Source organism: Bartonella sp. AA86SXKL, assembly GCF_042196885.1.
The window spans coordinates 1-600 of record NZ_JBHIRE010000495.1; the positions used below are offsets into that span (position 1 = coordinate 1).

Below are 600 nucleotides of genomic sequence, written 5' to 3' on the forward strand. Positions count from 1 at the left end.
CGACGAGAAGAATATGAGCGACGAACAGGAAAATTATCAATATTGAACTGTTTTTTTAAGCGCTTTCTTTTCTGCGAAAAGAGAAAGTATGATTTCATCACCGCACACCTTTTCGAACAACGCCATTCGCCTGAGAAGTACGATTATTTGCTAAAATATCTTTCCCTTCCTCCAAAAGATTTTGTTTAATCACTTCTTCAATTTGATCATGTACACGTACTGGAATACTCTCAAACTCTACAACTTGGCGAGGCTGGATACTCTCTAAACCAAGCTCCTTTTGATAACGTTTTGCAAGTTTTTGCATGCGTGAAGGCTCTATCATTACAGCCCACTCAGCATGAAGCAGACTCACCGTATTTTTTTCTGCAGCAATTTTTTGTTCAAGACGACGAACTTCACTCATTCGTTTTTGGACATCATATTTGACTTTATAAGTAAGACCTGCCATACAAATCATAATCATGACTAAAATCATATCAAATGTACGAAAAACTGTCATTTCTTGCCACCTTCAAAACTGGCAATCTTTGCTAACCCAAACAATTTCATATCTGCAAAAAGACACTCAGCCTCAGTACGTACACCAATACGCAACCT

1 protein-coding gene is annotated in these 600 nt (G+C 37.8%); it reads right to left on the minus strand.

All coding sequences use genetic code 11. The features are described 5' to 3' along the window. Positions 1–97: 97 nt before the first annotated feature. Positions 98–502, minus strand: a complete 405-nt coding sequence (gene ftsL / locus ACFIO5_RS12855) for a cell division protein FtsL (protein ID WP_011180979.1) — start codon at positions 500–502, stop codon at positions 98–100. Positions 503–600: the final 98 nt, after the last annotated feature.